Origin of the sequence: Flavobacterium album, from assembly GCF_003096035.1 — a bacterium.
In the GTDB taxonomy this organism is placed as follows: Bacteria; Bacteroidota; Bacteroidia; order Flavobacteriales; family Flavobacteriaceae; genus Flavobacterium; species Flavobacterium album.
Genome location: NZ_CP029186.1, coordinates 3,813,998 through 3,836,737, shown reverse-complemented (window position 1 = coordinate 3,836,737; position 22,740 = coordinate 3,813,998). Strand labels below are relative to the sequence as shown.

The following is a 22,740-nucleotide window of genomic DNA, read 5'->3' as shown; positions in this document are numbered from 1 at the left end:
CTTCGAGCGCGTTGAGAAGCAAAACAACGAAAATGCCTCATTTCGACTGCGCTCAATATGACATTTTTATTGTTTTTTAAAAATTTAGATAGTTATTTAGTTTTACAACTCATCCCCAAAATCCTGCAACTCGGTAAGCTTTTTTATGGAATATGGTTTTACTGCTGCAATTTTGACCTAACAAAACCAACAACCGATGAAACCAATAATTACAATCGTATTTCTTTTAGCAGGATGGCTGATGGAGGCCCAGACCAAAATATCGGGTACCGTGACCGATGATAAAGGCCAGCCTGTAGCCGGGGCGAATATTTATATCGACGGTACATATGATGGCGGCACTACGGCAGAGGACGGTACTTTCTCCTTCGAAACTGTCGAAACCGGTGCACAGGCACTGGTCATTACATCGCTTACCCTCGAAGACCTCAGGCAGGATATCGTGGTAGAAAGCTACCAGCCGGTCACCTTCAAAATGCATAAAAGCGTGAATACCCTCGACGCGGTGGTTATCTCTGCAGGAACCTTCAATGCCGGCGATAACAGTAAGGTAAACGTGCTCAACCCGCTGGATATCGTAACCACAGCAGGCGCGGCGGGCGATATCATCGGCGCATTGAATACCCTGCCCGGCACACAGACAGTAGGGGAGAGCGGCAGGCTGTTTGTACGCGGGGGTGAGAGCGACGAGACGCAGACCTTTGTAGATGGCATTCGCGTAGCGCAGCCTTATAATGCATCGGCTAATAATTTGCCTACCCGCGGACGGTTCTCCCCGTTCCTTTTTAAGGGGATGACATTTTCTACGGGAGGCTACTCGGCAGAATTTGGCGAGGCGCTGTCCAGCGTGCTTTTGCTTAACACTATTGAAGAGCCTGCCCAGGCACAGACCGATATTTCGCTTATGACGGTCGGCCTCGGCCTTGGGCATACGCAAAAGTGGGAGAAAAGTTCCCTGAGCTTTAACGCAGCCTATATGGATTTGAAGCCGTACCAACTGGCTGTTCCGCAAAATGTGGACTGGAACAAGCCTTACCGGTCGCTTTCGGGAGAAACGGTTTATCGCTATAAATTTGTGAACGGGATGCTGAAAATATACGGCGCTTTCGACCACGCCACTTTCGACCTCAACCAAAAAGACATCAACAGCCCTGTGCCGGTGCGTGTAGATATGGCTAATGATAATTTATATGTAAACACGTCCTACAAAGGCATGTTCGGGACGCAGTGGACGATACAAACCGGGGTGGCATACGGCTACAGCCATAACGATATTGGTCTGGACAACAATAAGGTAACCAATGGCGAGCACAGTTCCCATATGAAGCTAAAGCTCACTAAAAAGTTCCGTAACCATATTAAGCTGACATTTGGCGGTGACTATTTCATTACTGATTTCAATGAAGATTACAAACAGCCGGATGCTTTTACGTTCAACAGCGGCTATAACAACTCCATAGCGGCGGCCTACGCCGAAACCGAAATCATTTTCACCGAAAAATTCGCCCTTAAAGCCGGTGCCAGGGCTACCCATGCGAGCGTTCTGGGAAAGGGAGCAATAGAGCCGCGCACGGCACTTGCCTACAAAGTAAGCGATAAAAGCCAGTTCTCTTTAGCTTACGGAGATTTCCACCAAACGCCCAAAGCCGATTACCTTAAGTACTTCCGGGATTTCAACTATGAGAGGACTTCCCACTATATCTTCAATTATATGTATAATGGAAATGGTAAAACCTTTCGTGCCGAGCTGTATGATAAAGAATACAGCAACCTCGTAAAGTACAATACGGCAACGGTACAGTACGATACGCAGTTCAACAACAACGGTACCGGATACGCCAGGGGGATCGACCTGTTCTGGAGGGACAATAAATCAATAAAGAATCTGGAGTACTGGGTGTCCTATTCGTACATCGACAGCAAGAGGGATTATAGGAACTATGAGCGAAGCGTTACCCCAGGTTATATTGCCAAACATAATTTCTCTGTAGTAAGCAAATATTTCGTCACCAGCCTGAGGTCGCAAATCGGCGCTACCTATTCCTTCAACTCCGGCAGGCCGTATGACAACCCAAATGAAACCGCGTTCATGAACGGAAAGACCGGCAGCTACAACAACCTGAGCCTGAGTTGGGCTTATCTGATAGATGCGCAAAAAATATTGTACTTTTCGGTATCGAATGTTACAGGGGCTGATAACATATTCGGCTATACCTATGCGAATAGTCCCGGCACGGACGGGCAATTTGCAAGGCAGGCCGTTACGCAGCCTGCCAGCCGTTTCTTTTTCGTAGGCTTCTTCTGGACGATCAGTGATGATAAGAAATCCAATCAGCTGAATAATTTATAAGAATGTAGGATTGCCGGCAGGCTCTTAGGCTAATTATGTGTCGTCAGTCTTCACATATAATACATATTCAAAAACATCGGGATGGAAACCATACGGCGACCTGAACTCGAAAATATTTGCTTTTAGCTCGCCAATGGTTGTTTTGCCATTATATGTGAACCGGACAATAGCCTGGGCCTCTGAACCTCCCGAATTTTCAGGACCGTCAACAGTTTCTTTAACCTCCCATTTGCCGGATATGCCATTAGAAGCATTGCCTTTTGGAGCTAATGTAAACGTATGGTCATCCAATAGCGTAAGCTCTTCAGGTGTCGTCGCGGTTTTACCTTGTACGGTGATGCTTTTGTCCTGTTTGTACGTGCCGGGAACATTTAGATCCGCTACTTCATTGCAGCCAACAAGTGTAAGGAGGCAGCAAAATATGAGGATTATCTTCATGGTGTGGGATTTTTTAGAGGAATAAAAGTTATTTCAGGTATTTGGACATATTTTAGATCACCAAGATCAACCTTCTTAGGATAGGGTTTAAAACTCATCCGCTTCATTAAAATGTAAAACTTATCTGCATATTCATTAAGTTCCCTGGGACCCGCATCGCCGTAAAAAAAAATCCAGTCTTCAACCGTACCCTTTTTCTTGTAGAATTTTATGCCGGCACCATCCATTAAATTTTCCTGAATGTAAATACTATCATAATTAGGGAAATTAAGATGTTCGATAATAGCAATAATACTGTCCCTGTCAGCCTTGTTAGGCACAGCATAATAATTGCGCCCTGTTTTCATTTTGAACCTGTCCTGGTAATAGATGGTATCGCTGTTATCTATCTTTAAAGAAAAATCTTTAGTATAGGAGCCAACAGAAAATACAAAAGCATCGAAAGGTGCGTCCTTTTTATAGCAGGCAGTGACAATGAGTAACACCACTAAATAAATTCTTTTCATTGTTTTGTTTTACCACAAAGTTCAAAAGTGTTCGAAACTCAATCTGAAATCTACAATCTGAAATCTGAAATTATTTCGAAACATAAACCCACCCCACAATAGGTTCAGGGAAGCCGGGCTCGTTCAGTTCCAGTACAAAATAGTAGGTGCCTACAGGAACGGTGGTACCTTCGGGGCCTACTTTCTCTACATCGGCAATGCCATTCCAGTCGGCTTTGCTGTGGTCGCCCGTCCAAACCAGGTTGCCCCACCGGTTGTAGATGCTCATCTTAAAGTTCAGGAAGATGTTGCGCAGCCCTTCTACAAAGAAACTGTCATTATAGCCGTCGTCGTTTGGCGTAACATAATTGTAAGTTATCGGCGGGCATTTTTTAGTCGACAGCAGGAAGGAGGCCGTGGTGTGGCAGGTACCGTTGAAGAGCCGCACGAAAATGCGCTGCGGATTCTCGGTGCTCACAAACAGCGAAGTATTGTAGATACGGTCAAGATCCTGGTCGGCATTCTGCTGCGTAAGGTAGAAGGTCACCGTTTCGTCAGGGTAATTTTTCAATGACTCGGCATACGCCGAAAAATCGAACGTAGCCAGACCAAAGCCCTTATCACACATTACGATGTCGGCAGGCTGCTGTAATACAGGGGACAGCACAAGGTTGGTCGGCAACGTAAAGCTGTTGTTCGTTTCATCGGCTTCCACAATAATGCCTGTGCCGTCGCCGGTATCATCCGCAACAAAGGTCAGGTCAAAATCAAGCAGCACGCCTATCGGGATGGTGAGCAGTATGAAGTTGCTTTCGCTTTCGCCGATGGCAATATCTTCAAGCGTTTCGGTATATTCCAGGAATTCGCCATTCACATAAATACTTACCGGTGTGCCTGCAGGCAATATATCGGCGCTACCCGTATTGTGCACGGTATAATGCACGTGGATGATGCGCGAGTTGCACTGCTTGTACACATCGTCTATGGTAACGGTCGCATCCGGAAAATAGCAGTCTACGGCGGTAAGGGTAAACGAAGCCGTATCAAAACAACCGTTCACATCCTCCAGACGCACATAAATTTCCTGCACCAGCCCGGTAGAAATATAGGCTTCGGGCGCCTGGATGTCGTTATCTCCGGTGTTGGCATCCTGCTGTGAGGTGTGGAAGGTTACTATATCCGTTGGGTTGTTCCTGAGTGTTTGCAGGTAGGCTGAGAAATCAAATTGCCCCACACCCGAATTGTTGAAGGTTTCACAATCGATAATATCGGCAGGCTCCTGCAATATTGGCGAAACCCATAAAATGACCGGCTGTGTAAAGGAGTTGTTGGTTTCTATTGTTTCCACTACCGAGCCAACGCCCGTACCGTTGTCGTCAACAACAAACCTCAGGTTGAAGCCCAGCGGTAGCGAACCCGGGATGTTGAGCGTTATCGTCGCATTGAGGCTGCCGTTAATCGGTATCGCGGCAGTGGTTGTGGTAACGCTAAGCAGCGTAGTATTGGCATAAATAGCCACCTGCGTACCTTGTGGCAATACATCACCGCTTGCAGGGTTGCTTACGGTGTAATTTACGGTTATCGTCGGTGAGTCGCACGTCTGTGCCACATTGTTTACAGCTACAACACCATCAGGGAAAAAGCAGTCGATAATAATGAGGCGGAAGGATGCGGTATCAAAACAGCCGTTCGCATCCGTCAGCCTTACGAATATTTCGGTATTATTTGCGGCGATATAGGTATCGGCATTGCTTATTCCCGCTGTGTTATTGTTGGCATCAATCTGCGTAGGGTGGAAGGTCACTATATCGGTCGGTTGATTCTTCAGTGATTGCAGGTAGCCCGAAAAGTTGAACGACCCAACACCCGACCCATTGAAGGTCTCGCAGGCAGTAACATTAGACGGTTGCTGCAGTACGGGAGATGTCCATAGCGTAATTGCCTGAAGTGCCGTATTGTTATTTTCATTAATCTCTTCTACCTGGTTGTTATGGTCTACACGCAGTATCAGGTTAAAGCTGAGGGGGATACCTGCAGGTATGGTCACTGTAATGGTGCCGGGCAGCGAACCGCCAACGGGTATGTCGGCAGTTGTTGTAGTTACGCCAAGCAGTGTGCTGTTGGCATAGGCTGCTACAGTGGTACCGGCAGGAAGCAGGTCGACACTGTTGATGTTGCGCACGGTAAACTGTACCGTTATGGTACGCGAATCGCAAGTTTGGGCAATAGCGTCTATTACAACTGTAGCATCGGGAAATTGGCAGTCATCTACAATAACGAGGAATGAGCCAATTGCCACACAACCTTCGGCACTTTCCACACGCACAAATATTTCAGTGGGGGAGGTGGTTATGGGATAGTTAGTTATGCTGGTTATATTGCCGGTGTTGTTCTGTGCAGCTATTAGAGTAGGGTAAAAGGTTACGATGTCGGTCGGATGGTTTTTCATTGATTCAGCATAATCCGAGAAATCCACAAAGCCGGTACCGGGAGCGCTGGGGTCTTCGCATATCGTGATATCTGTCGGATTAGGCGTTGGCATTATCAGCAGGGAATCATTAATGGTGGTGCTATTGTTGGTTTCGTCGGTTTCGGTCACAGCGCCATTATGGTCTACCACAAGCATCAGCTCAAAATCATTCGGGGCACCGGCAGGGATAGTAATGTTTATCGAGCCGCTTTCCGATCCGCCTATGGGCAGCTCAACAGTAGTTTGTGTTGTGGCTACCAGGTCGCCATTGATATAAATACCCACAGTAGTGCCTGCCGGGAGCACATCGGTACTGTTTACATTATAAACGGTATAATCAATATTAACCACACGCGAGTAACAGGCAACTGCTACATCGTCAATTGTTACAGTGGCATCGGGCAGCTGGCTGTTCAGCTTGGTTACAATGGCGTTGATCATTACAAAATCCTGCCCTGAATGAAGCGCTATCTCTGCCGACTCATCGCCAATAGCTATGTTATTTTGTATATCATACACATCCAGGTCCATATTGTACAATGCGGTCGATCCGGTTATGCTGTTGGTACCGTTAAAAGCATTATTGGCAGGGTTAAGTGCATTACTGAGTACATTTCCGTTTATGGTGAGGGTCTCATCTACAGCAAGCGATGAATCTCCCTCCCAGGCAAGAAAGCCTATTTTAGCCCCAACGTTGTCTATTACGTTAAGGCTCGGCAGGGTAATATTTATCGAATTGGGCACATATTGCATGCCGTCATACAGGTTCAGCTGGTTGAGGGGAAGGTTGGTATTCGAATAAAACACGATAATTGCCCATCCTCCAAAATTGGTCTTGTTGCCACAATATAAAGGGTCGGCCACAACGGCAGTAAGGTCCAGGTCAGATAAGGTATAGTTGCCGTTACCTGTAGCCTGAACCTGTGCGGTCACATCGGCAAAAGCGCTGAAGTAAGGCCTGGTATTGCCATCGATATTAAGTGCGTTGAGCGGGAACTGCCGGCTCGCCGTTATGGGCTGCCCGTTGAGCTGTACGTCGAAATCCCCTGTGCCCGAACCTGCCCAGTACAGGTAGGCGCCAATAATGTTATCTCCGGCGCTAAGGTTGAGGCTGGCTGAGGAAGACGTATTGATAGTGCATGTGGGTGTAGGGTTATTTTCGGCAGGATTGAGCGTATTGCCGACAAAAGTAAAATCATACCGGCCATTGAACTGCTGGTACAGGCTAATGTCCTGGCAATATGAGCTGAAAGCAATCAACGCCAATAGTAAGGTGAGTAATTTTTGTTTCACGGCAATTTTCTTTTTTTGCTTAAAATTAACAATTATTTGCTTAAAGCCAATTTTTTAACTAAAACAACACTGTTTAATAATATATACAGTATAGTAGGACGTACTGCAATATTTTTCTATTTTTACCCTTCTTCAAAACGGGCCACGCGAACAGATAACCGGCTTGAAGACCAGGCCCATGTATAGCATAAAAAAATACGACGCGTCGCATTACAGCCAATGGAATGACTTTATAGAAAAGTCAAAGAACGGCACATTCCTTTTCCACCGGGATTTTATGGAATACCATAGCGACCGTTTTGAAGATTTCTCGCTGTTGGCCTTTGACGGCAATAAGCTTGTTGCGGTGTTTCCGGCCAACAAAGCAGGTGAAGAGGTGCATTCGCATCAGGGGCTGACGTATGGGGGGCTTATTTTGGCGGACAGTATTGGCGTTAATTATATAGAACATATTTTTGACGCTATAACAGCATATCTTAAAAACTCGCAGATTAATACTATAACCATAAAACAGGTTATATCTATCTATCATAAGAAGCCTGCAAACGAAATGAATTACCTGCTGTTTAAAAAAGGAGCAACCCTTTGCAGGAGGGATATGAACCTTGCAATAAATTATTCTGAAAGCCTGTCTGTTTCCAAAAGCAAAATGAAGAATTTCAGGAAATTAGCTTTGCTGGGTTTTGAAATAAAAAAGGATAATGATTTTGAGCTTTTTTGGGATAGTGTATTGATTCCGCGACTGGAAGAAAAGTATAGTGCGCGTCCTGTACACACTAAAAAGGAAATCGCAATGCTCCACAATAGGTTTCCATCAAATATTGTACAGTATAATATTTATTATGATGGAGAAATACTTGCCGGGATAACATTATTCGATTTCGGCGATGTAGTAAAATCCCAGTATGGCGCTACAACGGCTAAGGGAGAAGAGATGAGAGCGCTAGACTATCTTTTTATTACGCTTATATTTGAATATAAAGAAAAGCGTCGCTATTTTGACATGGGAACCGTAAACGAAAACCAGGGAAAGACTTATAATAAAGGGTTGCTAAAACAGAAAGAAGAATTGGGTTGCTCCGTCTATAACCATGATTACTACTCATTGGTGCTATAAAAAATAAAGTTGAATTATATAAAAATACATATAACAGCACTATTCAAAGTTACTCTCGAAATCTTTTGGAAAATTTCTTAATTTAGCTGAATGGGTATTGTCGACAGATTAAAGTTTTATTTTGCCTCTTTAAGGGTTTGGAAGTATAAATTGCTTTCTGATTGTAAAGCAACAGAAGGTACCCCCAGGCTGTATCATCCATTATTATTGAAAGGAAAAGGAAAGATAGTTTTTGGCAATGATGTACAGATCGGGGTTGTCAATTCCCCAAATTACTTTTCGCACTATACTTACGTTGAAGCAAGAAACTCTGCATCACAGATCATTATCGGAAATAATGTAGCTATAAATAATGGCTTTTCTATGGTCGCAATGAAAAAAATAGTAATAGAAGACAATGTCCTTATTGGTGTAAACTGCTATATAACAGATACCGACAGCCATCATTTGGACCCTTTGAGGAGAAATGAAGCTAATCCCCCCGTTAAAGAAGTTCATATTATGAAAAACGTATTTCTGGGTTCCAATGTTATAGTTCTGAAAGGCGTGACAATAGGTGAGAATTCAGTTATAGGCAATAGTTCTGTTGTAACAAAAGATATTCCTCCAAATGTAATTGCAGCAGGCAATCCGGCCAGGGTAATAAAACCTCTAGCGCTAAAGCATTGAAAATAAAAAATATATATAGGGGGCAATTATTTAAAGTAACATCGCTGAATTCCGTTAGTGTGCTTGTACGCATTGCCGGGGGGTTGCTTGCTTCAAAAATGGTAGCCCTATTTATAGGCCCTGCAGGAATGGCCCTTACCGGTAACCTTCGCAACTTCCTTACAGGTCTGGATTCTTTTTCTACACTTGGCTTCCAGAATGGAATTATAAAATATACTGCCCAACATGCTAACGATGAGCAAAAGCTTTACCGCACACTGGCAACGGTTTTTATATCCATTTTTTTTACTATCCTTTTGCTAAGCTCTATTTTGCTTGTACTGTCGGGTTTTTGGGAAGAAAAGATATTTGGAACAGGTGAGTACGGCTGGGTCTTTAAAGTACTGGCCTTTTCCTTACCATGGTATACGGGCAACCTTGTGTTTATGGCTGTTTTGAACGGCCTTGGCAAATACAAACAGGTGATAGGCATTAATATCTGGGGCAATGCTACCGGAGTATTATTATCGGCGCTGATGATATGGAAACTTGGTATTACAGGTGCTTTACTGGGACTCATAGTATACCCGGCTCTTTTGTTTATGTTCTCTTTTTATCTGCTGTACCGTACATTTCCGCGATTTCCTTTTTTGCGCTGGAAATATTTTGATCGTACCATTCTGCGTGGGTTATTCTCTTATAGCCAAATGAGTATTATTTCTGCTATACTTGGGCCTTTTGTTTTCCTCTCTATACGGAATAACCTTATGGAGAATTTCAGTCCTTCGGAAGCCGGTTTTTGGGAATCGATCAACCGTATATCGGTTTTTTACCTCATGTTTTCAACTACACTACTTACAGTTTACTTTTTACCCAAACTTTCTACGGCAAATTCCCGCGATGAAACCAGAAGTATATTCCTGAGCTATTATAAAGGGATAGTACCTGTATTTGCTGCCGGTCTTATTGCCGTTTATTTTCTCAGGCATTTCATTGTACAGCTATTATTTTCAGAAGAATTCATGGCCATGGAAGGTCTTTTTTTCTGGCAGCTGCTCGGAGATTTTTTTAAGGTTTGCAGCCTGATTCTGGGCTATGAACTGATAGCAAAAAAAATGACCCGGTCGTTTATCGCATTCGAACTAGTTTCCTTCACAATACTTTATGTTTCCAGTTATTTTCTTATTGCAAGATATGGAAGTGAAGGTGCAGTTATGGCGCATACCTTTACTTCTCTTATTTTTCTGATACTGTTGTTGATTTTTTCCCGTAAAAAGATACTTCCTGCTTTTTTAAATAAACCTGTCATAAATAATGGAAAATAAGTTTCACAGCATCATGCCCCACTTCTCCAGATATTTCCCTGCCACAGCAATATGATCATGCTCTTTTTCGATAAAAGCCCTTGCTCGTTTGCCAATTGCTAGTATCTCCGTGGGGTTTTCTATCAGGTAGGATAGTTCGTTCACTATCGAGTCTACATCAGGCAGTGCATTTATGGCCACCTTTTCCGTCAAGCCATAGTGATCGGAGAATTCTTTTTCGGCGCCTGTAAATACAACCTTGCCCTTCGCCATGGCTTCGAGCGCGTTGTATCCCTGGTCGTAGGCATACACCTGGTCCAGCAGAATATGTGCTTTGTTGTAAAGGTTTATATACTCGTTGTACGGAATGTTCTCGGTTATGATTATCTCTGTCCTGTTGCCATATTTCTGCGTTATGATCTCCAGTGCTTTTTCAAAGAAAGGGATGCCTTTTTTGTGGTAGGTACCTCTGTTAATTCCCAAAAAGATGACTACTTTATCTGTAATTACAGATTTTTGATATTCCATTTTTTTCAGGTTGACAGGATTCGGCACCAGCCCTAAGAATCGTGGGTGGCCCTTCATCGGCAGTACATAATCCATATCGCTGGCTATGACACCGCTTATTTTAGAGAATATAAAGTCATGTAGCTTTTTATGCTTTTTTCCAATGTAGTTAAGTATGTAGCGGTAATACGGGAGGAGGCTTTCATCGGCATAATAAGGATCCATCAAAGAATACCTGAAATTGCCTTCGAGCATATACTTCACTGAAATATAATCCACACCGCAGGATAGCAGGAACGTTTTTCCATTCTGCCCCGTTAGCCTGCCGAGAAGGGTCTTTTCAAAAGCAGCTGTGGTTTTGATGGGTGCTTCGTTGATAAGCTGTACCACATCATAGCCTTTAAGCTTCCTGAGTAAAAAATAAAACCGCAGGCCGCGCTCAATAGCCGCTATGTCATATCTAAAAAGCCTGAAAAGAACCTGCCGGGGCAGGTTGATGAGCTTTGTTTTACTAATGGCAGCATCGATTGTATGATCGGCAGGGAATTGCTTGAAGCCGTCTCCATCTCCTACCAGGGTTACCTCGTGCCCCAAAGCAACAAGGCCTTCTTTTAAGGAATTGTGCAGCCTGCTGTATTCACCTATCAGTAAAATCCTCATGAATGTTTATATTTGCCGTGAAAAGTAGCTAATAAAACCAAATGTTGCAACCCCGTAAAACTAAAATATGCCTGGTAGGTGATATGCTCTCCGGTGGTGGCGCCGAAAAAGCCCATGCAGCATTGTCCAGGTATTTTGCAGCACAGGGTATAGAGGTGCATAATGTTATTGTGCAGGATATCGTGACCTACAGCTACGCCGGGGAATTGCTAAACCTGGGGAAGGAAAAGGATAATGCCAATGGCTTTTACAATAAATTCAGACGGCTACGCATCCTCTGGAAATATGTTAGAAAGCACCGTTTTGATTATATTATAGACTTCCGTATGCGGAGAAAGCTTTTACAGGACTGGCTTATTGCAAAATTTGTTTTCACTGTGCCATCGGTATATACGGTTAGGAGCTCCAATATAGATTGGTACATGCCGGTGCAATCATGGCTTACCAGAGCGATATATGGTAAAAGCTACGGTGTAATAGCCATAACCGGCAAGATGAAGGAATATATCGAAAACCGGCACGGGCTGAAGAATGTTGCTGCCATTTATAACCCTATCGATACCGACTATATAAACAGAAGGCTGAGTGAGGGTAAACAGCCGGAAAAGTTCAGTTATATTATCGCTGCGGGAAGGATGAGTGACGATAACGTCAAGCAATTTGATAAACTTATAAAAGCTTATGCTGCTTCTGTACTCCCTGCGAATAATGTTAAGCTAATGCTGCTTGGGCAAGGTGTTTTAAAAGCTCAGCTGGAAGAACTGGCAAAAAGTCTTGGGCTTAAAGATAAAATCGTCTTTGAGGGTTTTCAGCAAAATCCATATGTGTATATGTGCGAGGCATTATTTTTTGTATTGTCGAGCAGGTTTGAGGGTATGCCAAATGTAGTCCTGGAATCGCTGGCCTGCGGGACACCGGTTGTGGCCTTTAACTGCTTTACAGGACCTTCGGAGATTATTGATGATGGCGAAAATGGCCTGCTGATTGAAGACCAGGATTTTGATAAGCTCACAGAAGGTATTAACCGTATGTACCTTGATAAGAACCTATACAATGTATGTAAATTGAATGCTGCAAAAAGCATTGAAAAATTTTCGATGGAAAATGTAGGGAAGTCCTGGATGGAATACCTTAAAATTAATTAATAGAGAATGCAACTAACAATAATTGATATACCCAAAGTTGAAGACCCTACGGGCAATGTCGGGATAATTGAAAAAAGTACAATCCCCTTCGAAATAAAAAGGGTCTTTTACCTGTATGACATAGCCGATGGAGCTACAAGGGGCCGCCATGCGCACAAAACGCTGCAGCAGTTCATCATTGCGATATCAGGCAGCTTTGAGGTGGTGATGAAAGACGGCAAAGATGAACTGGCCGTTTTCCTTGACAACCCTGCAAAAGGTCTATTGGTAAAAAACAATATCTGGAGCGAACTGAAAAATTTTTCCCCCGGGGCAGTTTGTCTGGTACTCGCCTCAGATGTATATGATGAAGGCGATTATCTGAGAAATTATGATGAGTATATCAGCTATTTGAATTCTAATAACTTGTTGGATTAAGCCCCCTTTTGTGCAACTGCGCTTTTATTTTTTTTATAAGCCTTAACACAAACGCGGGAACCATCAGGAGTATACGTTGCTTATAGTTGAGGTTTTTTAGGTCGATCGCTTTAAGTAATGTCCTGTAGTCATCTATGTTGCCACCCATTTTATACCTTTTTGCCATGGTATAACGGTGAAAATCGAGGTATTTTTTCAGTTCCTGATTATTGGGGTTTTCACGCTCATATTTGTTGTGGTCCATAATGACCTTACCTTTCAGAGACGAATGCGTTATTTGATTTTCGGAGTACACAGTTATGCATGCCAGGGGAATACTAAAATAAGCTAATTGATAATCCAAATTTGCCCTGACATTAAAGTCAACGTCTTCTCCCATAGTTATCTTTTCGTCAAACATTCCTACTTTTTCAAAAACATTTTTTTTAATGCAAATGGAGGAATAACAATAAATATGCTGCCTGCGCTCTTTATCGAAAAAATTTTTGATTATGCCATTTTTTAGTGGTAAATGACTATCAATCAGAATATTGTTAGGGTATAGCATGTCGTATTTTGTAGCAAATAGCCCTGCATTGGGATAGTTTACTGTCAATTCAAATATCTTTTCAAGAAATTGCGGCTGCCACAGGTCATCAGCATCAAGAAAAGCTACGAATTCAGCTTGTGAATTTTTTATACCTGTATTCCTTGAAGCGGAAAGCCCTTTATTTTGTTCATGGTATATAATCCGAATTCTATCATTTGTAAATCTTTGCGCCACTGCAAGGCTGTTGTCGGTAGAAACATCATTTACAATAATGACCTCAAAGTCTGTAAATGTTTGCCCCAGCACACTATCCAGCGTTTTGGCGATATAGTTCTCTTTATTATATAATGGTATTACTACCGAAAAATAAGGCATTTGCTTCACTTTAAAGAACAAATATAGCCTAACCTGTAAATATCAAGGCAAAAAAGGTTAGGGTCTTTTTTGAGTATCATTTTTTTCAGCAGCGGTTCGCCCATCCTGAAGAACAGGGCTGCGACCGGAACCAAACCAAAACGCTCCAGCATTTTATAATGCTTCAGTAAAGAATTAATAGCTTCAATACGTTCAGCTGAGGCAAGCAACTTTTTCCTGTTCCTTACCGATTCCAGGCATTTTTCAAAGAAAAGCGCGTTAGATTCCAGGCCGAGATGATAGACGGGATTATCGATATGGGTGACAGCAACCTTATTTTTATAAAGCCTGTAAGCGAAAAAATTGTCCATACCATACAGGTTGGCACGGTCAGGATAATTGTTCTCTAAAAAAATATGCTTGGAGATGAGCATGTTTCCCGACAGGATATTACCGTATGGGAAATTATTCCTTTGAACCGCGCTTTTCTCTTCCCTGTAACGGCCATACTTTCTGCGAAGGATGGTATTGCTGTCAACTGTATCATTTTTATAAGCGATCCCTCCCAGGAAAACACCTTGATAACCGATAAATGGCAAATAACCTTTTATAAAATCATCCGAAACAGGCATTACATCTGCATCAAGGAAAAGCAGTGCCCCATAGGTTGCGGCATCGGCAAGCTTTTTGCGTGTAAGCGTGCGCCCCAGGTTTTCCAGATTTTCAATATAGGTACAATACGGAAATTTGACGATAACCTTGTTGATTTCCCTGTATGCAACAGTGGAAAGGTCATCTGCCACAATGATCTCAAACGTGATTTTTGCAGCTGTGCATTGATCGTGCAAGAGGTTTACCAACGTGGTAATATCGTAATTATATGTAGGGATGAGTATAGAAAGCATTTGTGCAAATGTAGTAAAATCGCACGGGGCAAAAACATATTTTACAGATGTTAGGCTTATCTTTGGGAAATTAAACTACGCTACCATGGATAGGAAATCCTACGCTGATGTAATACTTAAAAGGCTCGAAGAGAACAAGGAAGCATTAAAAGTACAATACGCAAAAAGCAGCACTGCAATAGGCTATTTTTTTCTTGACGATCTGCTGCCGAAAGAAATGGCTACCGAAATATACCGCGCTTTTCCGCCCGCCGGAGAGATGGTGCACAAAAAAAGTATCAGGGAAGACAAATATGTTGCCGCCCAGATGAATAAATACAACCCCCTGCTCGAAGAGATCATTTATGCGTTCCAGGACAAAAGGATAGTGGATGTAGTATCGGAAATATGCGGCCTGTCAGGTATTATGCCCGATGAGCATTTGTATGCAGGCGGCATTTCGGCAATGGGGTATAAGCAGTTCCTTAACCCGCATCTCGATAACTCGCATGATAAGGACCGCGAACGCTGGCGCGTGCTCAACCTATTGTATTATGTAACAACCGACTGGAATGAAGAATATGGCGGCAACCTGGAATTATGGCCCGATGGCATGCGCCAAAAACAGGTCACCATTTACAGTAAGTTCAACAGGCTGGCAGTTATGGCTACGCACAACAAGTCGCTGCACTCAGTTTCCCCGGTAATATATGAAGGGTTACGCTGCTGTGTTTCTAATTATTATTTTTCAAAAGAACCATTACAGCAAACCGATACTTTCCATGTCACCTCTTTCCGTGGCAGGCCGGAGAACAAAGTTACCGATGCCCTGCTTCGCCTCGATGCTGCATTACGGATGGGATTACGCAAAATTTTTAAGAAGGGAGTCAAAGAAAATCCGCATGTTTATAAGAAAGATGAAAAATAATTACAAAATAATTAAAATTATCTATTTAATGAATTTAAATTCATAATTATTTAACATAATTAACATATATTGGTTAATTTTATATAATATATTTACAAAAAACAATAAATATATTTTATGAAAACAAGATTTTTATTTGCCGGATTATTACTGGCAGGAATTACAGCAAATGGTCAAATAGTGCAAACTAATACTGAAACCGGACTTGGAAACGAAAATGGAGCTTTCCAAAACACAACGACAGCAACAGTATATATCGGTTACCAGGCGGGTAAATATACTACCGCGCAGAACAACACTTTTGTAGGAAGTGGGGCAGGTTCATTTGGAGCAAGCACAGGAAACGGTAATAATTGTTTTTTTGGATACGGATCCGGTTATAAAATATCAACAGGAGAGTCTAACGTTTTCGTTGGTGTCCAATCAGGATACAACAATTCAACAGGAAGTTATAATATTTGTATTGGAACAGGATCGGGTGGGTCTACAACTAATGGTAATGCTAACCTTTACATAGGCCATGGAGCAGGAACCACAAATGTAAGTGGAACTGCGAACGTTTATTTAGGGTTTGTATCAGGTCAGTACAATACAGGTAGTGGGAATGTATTTATAGGAGCTAATTCGGGAAATAATACAAGCTTATCAGCAGTAAATAATAAACTCTATATTGCTAATTCTACTACTTTAAGCCCAACGATTTACGGTGATTTTTCTTCAAACAAAATAGCTATTGGGGGATATACGCCATTGACAACAGGAGATGGTTTTCCTACTACTGTGGGTGGTGTCAGTGTAAGTGCATACAGGCTATTTGTAAAAGGTGGTATATTGACAGACGAGGTACGTGTCGCTACAACATGGGCCGATTACGTTTTTGCAAACGATTACAAATTACCCGCATTATCTGAAGTAGAGCAATATATTGCTAAAAATGGACACTTACCAAATGTACCTTCTGCTAAAACTGTAGAAGCTGATGGTATTGAAGTAGGCGAAATGGCTAAGATACACCAGGAGAAAATTGAGGAGCTTACACTTTATGCTATTGAGCAAAACAAACAGATTGAAACTCAAAAAAGCCAATTAGAAAAGCAGCAAAAAGAAATAGACGAACTAAAAGCCGTAGTAAAAGCTTTAGCAGCAAAACAATAATATACGTTTAATCTAAATTTAGAATTATGAAAAACGTATATTTAATTGTGCTATTAACCTGTCTATCGGCTTTTGCACAAAATGAGAATAATCACTGGCAATTAGGACATGCAGACCTGGATTTTTCGACGAATCCCAACATCGTTAATTCAATTTCTACAGCTACAGGATATGGATTAGCAACAATTAGTGATTCAAATGGAGATTTATTATTTTATACTGATGGGGCTACTGTTTGGAATAAAAATCATCAAGTTATGACAAATGGTTTGATTGGCACGAATGCCTCAGCGGATCAACAGGCAATAATTGTTCCTCATCCGGGGAATAATAATAAATTTTATATTTTCAGGCAGGAAGAATTTAACTGCATGTGTGGCAATCCCAGTCAAGGATTTTATGTATATTCAGAAGTAGATTTTGCAAGCAATAGCCTTGGAGAAGTAGTTTATATTAATTCGTCTCCTTACTCGGCTGATGGAGGATTTAACAATTATACAAAAGGCTTACATGGTGGAGGTCTATTATTACAACATCCATTTACTTATAGTCCTTTAACATTTGCAAAAAATTCGACTAATGACGGATATTGGGTTATAGTTCAAGATAAAAATAGTTTGCTAAGTTATAAAATCGATGCTACAGGATTAAATTCTGAGCCAGTGATAACTTCATTTGCTGCAAATACAGTTTACAGTTTCGGACCGTACATTGAGCCGGCTTCAGGATTAGTAGAAGGAAGGGCGAGAAGTATGTTTAGGGTAGCAACTTTCGAAAGTACTGCAAAATTATATGCTTTAGAATCGTCAGGAATAGGTTTGACGCTTAATGATCCAGTATATCATAGTCACAAATTTTATAAGCTTGATTTTAATAATGCAACTGGTCAATTTTCAAATTATCAATCTATTACCGTAGAAGGTAATATTGCTTATAATTTTGAGCTCTCCCCGGATATGCAAAAAGCGTATTTTGTAACTTACTATATATATCCTAATACCTCAAGCGGCGATGGTAAAATATGGGTTAAGGATTTAACAAGTATATCTAATCCAGCTAGATTGTTATATGAGTTCGATAATCCCACAACAGCCTCAGCTCAATTTTCATATTTACAGAAGGATAGGTACAATAATTTACTTATAAGTTCTACCTCAAGCACTTTAAATAAAAATAAATATATACATAAAATTGATAATCCCGATTCATTTTCATCATCGTCTGTAAAGACAAATTATGCTTATCTAAATAATTATGCTATCGGAAAGCTGCCTCAGTTAATTCCATTTTTGAATAATTGCCCCGATTATATTACGCTGACAGCGGCTAATAATGTAACATCAGAAACTGATTTACGTAAAGCAGAATACACCATCACAGCCTCAAATGTAATAAGTAGTGGAGTAATGGCCACATACCACGCTGGGCAGGCGGTTGTTTTAACATCAGGTTTCCGTAGTGTGAATGGTTCTTCATTTAGGGCATATATTGAAGGATGCTCAAGCGGTACTGCAATCCATAGGACTAATATTGGTACAGATGAAACACAGGAAGTCCTCTCGTTGAAAGATGGTAAACTCTTCATTCTTTCTCCAAACCCTGCTTCTGAGATGATTACAATATCTGCTACGGATACTATTCAAAGTATAATGATAACCTCGATAGATGGTAAGGTAATATTCAACAGAGACCTTCATGAAAAAGTTAATAGTTTTGAGCTTCCTGTCAGGGATTATATTGATGGGTTCTACGCTGTAACTGTAACCACGATTAATGGTAAAGTTGAAACCCAAAAACTGATAAAAGATTAATTTCTTTTCATTTTAAACTGAGAAAGGCTGCCAATTGGCAGCCTTTGCTATTTATGCTATTGCTATCTAAAACTCTAGTAATCCAACAGTCCAACAATCTCCTTAAACCGTCCGCTGTACCACCTCAAATATTGTCCCGTCCTCGCATTTAAGCGTTTTCGATGGAAATTTCATCAGCAGGGCATAATCGTGCGTAGCGATGATGATGGTCTTACCATTCTGGTTGATCTCGCGGAGAAGTTGCATCACTTCCACACTGGTTTGCGGGTCCAGGTTTCCGGTAGGCTCATCGGCAAGGATAACCTCAGGGTCGTTCAGCAGGGCGCGGGCCACGGCAATACGCTGCTGCTCACCACCGGAGAGCTGGTGCGGCATTTTATTGGAAACATTCCTCATGCCTACTTTGTCTAGCACTTCGTCTATTTTTACCTTCATTTCTTCTTTGTCGCTCCAGCCGGTGGCCTTCAGTACAAAGTGCAGGTTATCAAACACGCTTCTGTCCGGCAGCAGTTTAAAATCCTGGAATACGATTCCTATCTTTCTGCGGAGGTACGGTATGTCACGCTCCTTCAGGGTTTTCAGGTCATAGTCCACAAACGAGCCTTCGCCTTCCTTGAGCTTAAGGTCGGCATACAGCAGTTTCATGAAGCTGCTTTTCCCCGAACCGGTTTTCCCAATTAAATAAAGGAACTCGCCGTGGTTTACCTCAAGGCTGATATCAGATAATACAGCATTGCTATCCTGATATATAGTAACATTTTGAAGCGAAAGTACGGGCTGGGACATAATCGTATGGGTGTTTGTTTTGGTAAAAGTACTAAGATAACGGCGGTATTCAAAATTTTATTTTTAGTAAGGGTAAGAGTTTTTTGCCACGAATTACACGAATTTTCACAAATTAAAGTATACAAATATAGGATGTTAATTAGCAACAAGAACTGACAATTTTTTAAAGATATGTCATGTCTGATGCTCTAAAACAGTGTTTAAAAATTAGTGAAAATTCGTGTAATTCGTGGCTAAGCTTTCTTCGTTATCCACAACCAATTGTTAATAAATACTCGTTAATAATAAATTAAAGCCTTTGAGACAGGCTTTGTATATTCGTAAGTTTGGCGTTGCGGATGCCTCTTTTTTGGGGGAGGCGGCTTATACTAAACCCTGCAGGCATCCGTTAAATACTAAGGAACTGATATATTTGGACAACACAAAAACACGAACTATGCGCATACTTAAAAAGTCTCTCCCGTTTTTGGTACCGCTTTACGCGCTCACCCTCTCGGCCCAGCAGTCGGCTATTTATACCCACCAGCTGAAGGATTTCGACAAAGCCGTTGCGCTTTATAACGATAAGCAGTACCAGGCTGCACAGATACTTTTTGAGAAAACAAAAAGCGAAAACCAGGACATGGAAGTGCAGGCCGACTGTGCCTATTACATAGCTACCAGTGCGGTAAAGCTCAACCAGAAGAATGCCGGTGAGCTCATGGAGGATTTTATAGAAGATTACCCTACCAGCACCAAGCAAAACCAGGCGTATGTAGAGGTGGCTCAGCATAATTTCAGCCAGGGGAGGTATAAAGAGGCGCTTGAATGGTATGACAAGGTGGATGAAGGAAGCCTTGGCAATACCGACCGCGACCGATACAATTTCCAGAAAGGCTACAGCTACTTTAGCGCAGGCGACAAAAAGAATGCCGATAAATACCTATTGAAAGTAAAAGACTCTAAGGAATACGGCTCGCAGGCCAAATACTACCTTGGCTTCATGGCTTATGAAGGCGATGACTACAAGAAAGCCAGCCAGTATTTTGAGCAGGTGGAAGACAAGGAAAAATACAGCGAGAAGATGTCCTACTTCCAGGCGGATATGGCGTTCAAGGAAGGCCAGTTCCAAAAAGCAATCGACCTTGGCGTGCCACAATTGCCGAAAAGTGATGCTAATGAAAAGTCGGAGCTTTCCAAGATAATAGGGGAGAGCTACTTCAACCTTGGGCAGTACGACAAGGCGATCCCGTACCTGAAAAATTACAAAGGCAAAAAGGGAAAATGGAGCAATACCGACTTCTACCAATTGGGTTATGCTTATTACAAGCAGGGCGACTATGAGAACGCTATAACCGAGTTCAACAAGATAATCGGCGGAAACGATGCCGTGGCGCAGAATGCCTATTACCATTTGGGCGAAAGCTACCTAAAGACTAACCGCAAGCAGCAGGCGCTCAATGCATTCAAAAATGCTTCGGAAATGGAGTTCGAGCCGAAGATACAGGAAGATGCTTACCTGAATTACGCCAAGTTGAGCTACGAGATAGGAAACCCGTACCAAAGTGTTCCTGAGGTATTAGGCAACTTCATCGAAAAATACCCTGCAACGCCATTTAAGCAGGAAATTCAAAACCTGCTTATAGATTCGTACATCACGTCTAAAAACTATACCGAAGCTTTGGTACTTCTTGAAAAGAACAAGTCGCCGGAGAACAGGGCAGCCTACCAAAAGGTAACATTCTACCGCGGTATGGAGCTTGCTACGGATGGCAGGCACCAGGAAGCGCTGGCATTGTTCAAAAAATCGCTTGCAGAGCAAAGGACACCAAGGATCACGGCACGTGCAACATTCTGGAAAGCGGAAACCGAATACAACCTCGACCAGTTCAATGAGGCGTTGATTAGCTACAAGCAGTTCCTGGGTATGAACGAGGCGAAGACCACACCTGAGTATAAAAATATCCACTACAATATCGCTTATGCGTATTTCAAGCTGAAAGAATATGAGCAGGCTGCTAAGCATTTTGGCGATTATGTGGCTGTAAACAAAGATGATAAAGTGCGCCTTAACGATGCATTGCTCCGTTTGGGCGACAGTAATTTTGTAACCAATAAGTACTGGCCGGCAATGGAAGCCTACAACAAGGCTATCGACATGAAAGGCATTGATGCAGATTATGCACTGTTCCAAAAAGGTATCAGCTACGGGTTTGTGGGAAGGAACGAGAAGAAGATAGAAGACCTGACGAAATTCGTTCAGACCTATCCAAAATCGAAATATGCCGATGATGCCTTATACGAACTCGGCAACACATATGTAACCGAAAAGCAGACCGACAAAGCCATACAGTCCTACGACAGGCTTATTGCCGAATACAAAACGAGCTCGTATGTAAGTAAGTCGATCATGCGCCAGGCGCTTATTTATTACAATGCTGAAAAGGATGACCAGGCGCTTGCCAAGTTCAAAAAAGTAGTAGCCGAGTTCCCGAACACTCCCGAAGCTATGGAAGCCGTAGAAACCGCACGCCTTATTTATGTAGATAACGGCCGTACCGACGAATATGCCGCATGGGTAAAGACCCTGACATTCGTTGATATCAGCGATGCCGACCTTGATAACACCGCTTTTGAGGCTGCCGAAAAGCAGTACCTGCAAAACAATACCAAGCAGGCTATATCGTCCCTTAGCAGCTACGTGTCCAAGTTTCCGAATGGTATTTCGTCGCTTAAAGCGAATTTCTACCTCGCGCAGTCGTATTATGCTGATGGGCTTGAAGCCAATGCCATTCCGCATTATGAGTTCGTGATCTCCAAGCCAAGGAGTGAGTTTACAGAGCAGGCTTTGGTAAGGCTGGCGGATATCCACCTGAAGAAAAACGATTATGTAAAAGCTATCCCGGTACTGAAAAGGCTGGAAACGGAGGCCGACTTCCCGCAGAACGTGACCTTTGCCCAGTCCAACCTGATGAAAGGCTACTATGAAGGGAAAGATTATGCTAATGCGGTGGTTTACGCCGAGAAAGTATTGGCTAACAGCAAAACGGAAGACAGGGTGAAAAGCGATGCACAGATCATCGTGGCACGTTCGGCCATAAAAACCAATGATGAGGTAAAGGCCAAAGCGGCATACGCCAAATTGCTTACCATCGCCAAAGGCGAGCTTGCTGCCGAGGCAATGTACTATGATGCCTATTTTAAAAATAAGGAAGGAAAATTTGACGCTTCGAACACTGTGGTGCAAAAGCTGTCAAAAGATTATTCGGGTTACAAATATTTCGGTGCCAAAGGCCTTGTGGTTATGGCGAAGAACTATTACGGGCTGAAAGACAGCTATCAGGCAACCTACATCCTCGAAAGCGTTATCAAGAACTTTACGGCCTATCCTGATGTAGTGCAGGAAGCGCAAACCGAGCTTGATACCATCAAAGGCGAAGAAGCAAAACGTAACTCATCCATCCAAAACTAATTGAAGCC

General features: G+C 42.4%; 17 protein-coding genes. 10 read left to right on the top strand and 7 right to left on the bottom strand.

From position 1 onward, the window contains the following. Window positions 1-196 precede the first annotated feature (196 nt). Window positions 197-2,350 (top strand): TonB-dependent receptor, encoded by a 2,154-nt coding sequence (locus HYN59_RS17205; RefSeq protein ID WP_108779460.1) that lies wholly within the window; start codon window positions 197-199, stop codon window positions 2,348-2,350. A gap of 33 nt (window positions 2,351-2,383) precedes the next feature. Here the strand turns inward: HYN59_RS17205 and HYN59_RS17200 are convergent, their stop codons facing one another. From HYN59_RS17200 to HYN59_RS17190, 3 genes are all read right to left on the bottom strand, one after another. Further along, on the bottom strand, window positions 2,384-2,788 hold the full coding sequence (locus HYN59_RS17200) for a hypothetical protein (RefSeq protein WP_108779459.1): 405 nt from the start codon (window positions 2,786-2,788) through the stop codon (window positions 2,384-2,386). Further along, window positions 2,785-3,294 carry a hypothetical protein gene (locus HYN59_RS17195; RefSeq protein ID WP_108779458.1) on the bottom strand — a complete coding sequence of 170 codons (510 nt, stop codon included), beginning with the start codon at window positions 3,292-3,294 and terminating at the stop codon, window positions 2,785-2,787. The genes HYN59_RS17200 and HYN59_RS17195 overlap by 4 nt, the downstream gene beginning before the upstream one ends. Window positions 3,295-3,364: 70 nt before the next feature. Beyond that, window positions 3,365-7,036, bottom strand: coding sequence for a CARDB domain-containing protein (locus tag HYN59_RS17190; RefSeq protein WP_146185979.1), 3,672 nt, complete (start codon window positions 7,034-7,036; stop codon window positions 3,365-3,367). Window positions 7,037-7,214: 178 nt separating this feature from the next. Here HYN59_RS17190 and HYN59_RS17185 point away from each other — a divergent pair, with 178 nt between their 5' ends. From HYN59_RS17185 to HYN59_RS17175, 3 genes are all read left to right on the top strand, one after another. Beyond that, window positions 7,215-8,153 carry a FemAB family protein gene (locus HYN59_RS17185; RefSeq protein ID WP_108779456.1) on the top strand — a complete coding sequence of 313 codons (939 nt, stop codon included), beginning with the start codon at window positions 7,215-7,217 and terminating at the stop codon, window positions 8,151-8,153. Window positions 8,154-8,243: 90 nt separating this feature from the next. Further along, the gene (locus HYN59_RS18325) at window positions 8,244-8,822 is read left to right on the top strand and encodes an acyltransferase (protein ID WP_108779455.1); all 579 of its coding nucleotides are present in this window, start codon (window positions 8,244-8,246) and stop codon (window positions 8,820-8,822) included. A 98-nt stretch (window positions 8,823-8,920) separates the two neighbouring features. After that, on the top strand, window positions 8,921-10,126 hold the full coding sequence (locus tag HYN59_RS17175; protein WP_146185978.1) for an O-antigen translocase: 1,206 nt from the start codon (window positions 8,921-8,923) through the stop codon (window positions 10,124-10,126). A 3-nt stretch (window positions 10,127-10,129) separates the two neighbouring features. Here the strand turns inward: HYN59_RS17175 and HYN59_RS17170 are convergent, their stop codons facing one another. Further along, on the bottom strand, window positions 10,130-11,272 hold the full coding sequence (locus HYN59_RS17170; RefSeq protein WP_108779453.1) for a glycosyltransferase family protein: 1,143 nt from the start codon (window positions 11,270-11,272) through the stop codon (window positions 10,130-10,132). A 41-nt stretch (window positions 11,273-11,313) separates the two neighbouring features. Here HYN59_RS17170 and HYN59_RS17165 point away from each other — a divergent pair, with 41 nt between their 5' ends. Both HYN59_RS17165 and HYN59_RS17160 read left to right on the top strand, forming a co-directional pair. Next, on the top strand, window positions 11,314-12,417 hold the full coding sequence (locus HYN59_RS17165; protein WP_108779452.1) for a glycosyltransferase: 1,104 nt from the start codon (window positions 11,314-11,316) through the stop codon (window positions 12,415-12,417). 6 nt (window positions 12,418-12,423) lie between these two features. Beyond that, the gene (locus HYN59_RS17160) at window positions 12,424-12,834 is read left to right on the top strand and encodes a sugar 3,4-ketoisomerase (protein ID WP_108779451.1); all 411 of its coding nucleotides are present in this window, start codon (window positions 12,424-12,426) and stop codon (window positions 12,832-12,834) included. Here the strand turns inward: HYN59_RS17160 and HYN59_RS17155 are convergent. Then, window positions 12,815-13,738 (bottom strand): glycosyltransferase family 2 protein, encoded by a 924-nt coding sequence (locus HYN59_RS17155; protein WP_146185977.1) that lies wholly within the window; start codon window positions 13,736-13,738, stop codon window positions 12,815-12,817. The two genes, HYN59_RS17160 and HYN59_RS17155, sit on opposite strands and share 20 nt — an antisense overlap. Before the next feature lie 5 nt (window positions 13,739-13,743). Then, entirely contained in the window at window positions 13,744-14,622 is an 879-nt protein-coding gene (locus tag HYN59_RS17150; protein ID WP_108779449.1) for a glycosyltransferase family 2 protein, read from the bottom strand. 85 nt (window positions 14,623-14,707) lie between these two features. On the opposite strand from HYN59_RS17150, the gene HYN59_RS17145 reads away from it, so the two are divergent. The 3 genes from HYN59_RS17145 (at window position 14,708) to HYN59_RS17135 (ending at window position 18,495) form a co-directional block, all read left to right on the top strand. Beyond that, window positions 14,708-15,529, top strand: a complete 822-nt coding sequence (locus HYN59_RS17145) for a 2OG-Fe(II) oxygenase (RefSeq protein ID WP_108779448.1) — start codon at window positions 14,708-14,710, stop codon at window positions 15,527-15,529. Between the two features lie 117 nt (window positions 15,530-15,646). Continuing rightward, window positions 15,647-16,684, top strand: a complete 1,038-nt coding sequence (locus HYN59_RS17140; RefSeq protein ID WP_108779447.1) for a hypothetical protein — start codon at window positions 15,647-15,649, stop codon at window positions 16,682-16,684. A 26-nt stretch (window positions 16,685-16,710) separates the two neighbouring features. Continuing rightward, a complete protein-coding gene (locus tag HYN59_RS17135) occupies window positions 16,711-18,495 on the top strand; it encodes a 3-coathanger stack domain-containing protein (protein WP_108779446.1) in 1,785 nt (594 codons plus the stop codon). Between the two features lie 102 nt (window positions 18,496-18,597). Here HYN59_RS17135 and HYN59_RS17130 read toward each other — a convergent pair whose 3' ends face one another. Next, a complete protein-coding gene (locus tag HYN59_RS17130) occupies window positions 18,598-19,281 on the bottom strand; it encodes a cell division ATP-binding protein FtsE (RefSeq protein ID WP_108779445.1) in 684 nt (227 codons plus the stop codon). A 436-nt stretch (window positions 19,282-19,717) separates the two neighbouring features. Between HYN59_RS17130 and HYN59_RS17125 the strand changes: the two genes are divergently transcribed. Next, window positions 19,718-22,732 carry a tetratricopeptide repeat protein gene (locus HYN59_RS17125; RefSeq protein ID WP_108779444.1) on the top strand — a complete coding sequence of 1,005 codons (3,015 nt, stop codon included), beginning with the start codon at window positions 19,718-19,720 and terminating at the stop codon, window positions 22,730-22,732. Window positions 22,733-22,740: the final 8 nt, after the last annotated feature.